The 371-nt window shown below is 66.8% G+C and carries 1 protein-coding gene; it reads right to left on the reverse strand.

Going from position 1 to position 371, the window contains the following annotated elements; translation table 11 throughout:
* The coding region (locus tag SD455_RS16675) for a helix-turn-helix domain-containing protein (protein ID WP_445508754.1) at window positions 1-335 on the reverse strand (335 nt) is incomplete at its 3' end.
* Window positions 336-371 lie beyond the last annotated feature (36 nt).

Below are 371 nucleotides of genomic sequence, written 5' to 3' on the forward strand. Positions count from 1 at the left end.
TGCTGGGGCAGCGGGTCGATCCCGCCGGTGATCAGGTGCAGATGGATCCGACGAGCCGACCACTTCAGCTGCCGGCGTAGCGCCTCGATGCGCTCGACTACCGATTCCCGGGTCGCAGTCGGCGAGTGGCGCGGAGTGCTGGGGTGATCGACGAGTCCGGCTTCACCGTGGTCGCGGTAGCGAGTGACCCATTTGCTCACTGTGTCCCAGCTGACGCGGAGCTCGCGGGCTACATGGGCGATGGGCAGCCCGTCGTCGATGTGGCGTTCGACCATCTTGAGTCGGCCGGTCGGGGTCAGTGTGGAGTTCGGGTGCACCGCGGTAGCGTGGGGCATGAACGGGCTCCTTCGCGCAGCAGGTGGTTCTTTGGC

The organism is Nesterenkonia sp. K-15-9-6 (assembly GCF_052656005.1).